Origin of the sequence: Paracidovorax valerianellae (assembly GCF_900102625.1) — a bacterium.
Classification (GTDB): Bacteria; Pseudomonadota; Gammaproteobacteria; order Burkholderiales; family Burkholderiaceae_C; genus Paracidovorax; species Paracidovorax valerianellae.
The window spans coordinates 1-2,031 of the sequence record NZ_FMZC01000039.1; the positions used below are offsets into that span (position 1 = coordinate 1).

General features: G+C 42.9%; 3 protein-coding genes. All 3 read right to left on the reverse strand.

Annotation, left to right across the window (positions count from 1 at the left end; genetic code table 11):
- Positions 1-185: 185 nt before the first annotated feature.
- On the reverse strand, positions 186-617 hold the full coding sequence (locus BLT03_RS24295) for a hypothetical protein (protein ID WP_175537859.1): 432 nt from the start codon (positions 615-617) through the stop codon (positions 186-188).
- Positions 618-703: 86 nt separating this feature from the next.
- Positions 704-1,207 carry a hypothetical protein gene (locus BLT03_RS24300; RefSeq protein WP_139160540.1) on the reverse strand — a complete coding sequence of 168 codons (504 nt, stop codon included), beginning with the start codon at positions 1,205-1,207 and terminating at the stop codon, positions 704-706.
- Positions 1,208-1,209: 2 nt separating this feature from the next.
- A partial coding sequence (locus BLT03_RS25055) for an RHS repeat domain-containing protein (protein WP_175537860.1) occupies positions 1,210-2,031 on the reverse strand: 822 nt, incomplete at its 5' end.

Here is a 2,031-nt window from a genome sequence, read left to right on the forward strand (position 1 = left end):
CCCGGCTCGTACACGGTGTGCCGCAGGCCCTGGCTATCTTCGGTGTGCACCAGCCGGTCCGCATCCCAGCCGTAGTGGGTGGTTTCCTCGGTGCCCTTGGCGGACCTGTCTTGCTCAAGCGCCGGCGGAAGGCGTAGTGCAATTCTGGCGGGCAATTACGGCCGTTTGGTCTCGACAGTCAGCGCCTAATCGTTTAGCTTATTTCCATCAACGAGCATGGAAAAAAAATAAACGAGTTTCAGATCCCCACCAAAAATAGTGATCTTTTTATTTTTTAGATAAATGAAATTATATTGATTGCCATTTTTCCTGGAAATATATTTCACATAGTATCCATAAGATGTTTTTTCAACGTTTCTATCCAAAACACCATCTTTATCGTTTGGCGCGTTAATTATTTTTTCAAAATTTGAATTTTTATCTATGCCAAGCGCTACATCTTCCCCGGTAGAGAGAATACATCTAAAACGATATCGCTTTTCTTCTAAAGAAGTGCACCCTATAGGCAAAGCATAACCCTGATCATCAATCGTTATAGTTTGATTTTTCACATCAGAGTTAGCGAGCGCCACAATGGCACAAGTTGTTAAAAATAATGAGATTATTAATCTTTTCATAGTTTCCCCAGCGACCCCATTACTCAACACTTTTAGGGCAGCCCTATAGAAATCAGAAAACTGCCCGATATCTTATGCTTTACAAATCACTTATTAACACGTTTTTTTAAACGAATAGACGTAACAATATTTTCCAATTTTCCAACAATAAAAAAAGAAAAAATAGCAAAAATCAAAGGAAAAAGAAGAATAAGAGTCATCCCAACAACATCCCTCCAAAATAATTTCAAATACAACTCATAATCAAAATAACTCAATCCATTCAGATAATTAGAATTTCCATATGGATAGATAAGAAGAGAGATTTTCTTTAAAAATTCAGCAAATGGATTGAGAAGCAAGAAAAAACAACCAAACAGCATTGATATCCATTTGGCAAAAATATTTCTTAGCTGCAAAGCGTTAGTTAAATAAAAAGGGGTCCTCGCAACCATCAAAAATATTAAGAACATCTGCACAATGGGGGTGTAACCCCCAACCGAATTGGAATATGCAGCACCCATAAGGCTAGGGTCATAAAAATAAAATAACAAAACAGCCAGCAACGGAATAAACGGAGAAACAAACAAAGCAATTGCAATATATTTCATGATTATTTTTTAAAAAAATCAACTACAGGGACAGAAGAATTTGGTGTTAGCACAGCGGCGCAGTTTTTGCCTCCTTCAGAAATGAATCCATATGCTTTCGCAGTGCCAGAGATGAAATCTTTTTCCACGACTATCTGAAATACTTCCGAGACTGGTCCCGCTGCATTTGTTGCCACCTCTTTAGCAGCCAACGCGGCCTTCGCAGCCTCTGGAGTTATTTGGTTATTTTCTATTTTTTCGTTCAATTCCTTTTCTGCCTGACACATTAATTTATTTTTATCGCTTCTGATTTTTCGACCTTCTTCAATATTTTCTTTAAAATCAAGCATATCTTTGATTTTGTCATACCAGCCTTTGGCATGTCCAATATCTGGTCCTTTAGGGCCGGACATCGGATCAAGTCCCATTGGATCTACCCAATTCATCGGATTGATTGGATAACTGGATTTATTAATCCCTCCATTAAGCCCAATCGGATCCTGTGAGACGTACTGCCCAATGGTCGGGTCGTAGTACCGGAACCGGTTGTAATGCAGCCCCGTCTCGACATCCAGCTGCTGGCCCTGGAATCGGATGTTCTGCTCGATCCGTTGCGGGTTGTATTCCTCCTGCACCTCCCCCCAAGCCCCATAGCTGGCCGCCCAGGTCACTTGCCCTGCTTTCTCCCCGTTGCCATCCACCAGCCCGATCGGCGTGCCCAGGTGATCGCACAGGTAATGCCGGATGGTCAGCGGGTTGGCTTTCGCCTGGGCTTGTCTCTCGGCCTGCAACCGGCCCACGCTGCCCGCCATGAGCTGCGCCAGCTCCTGGGGCATGTGCGCCTG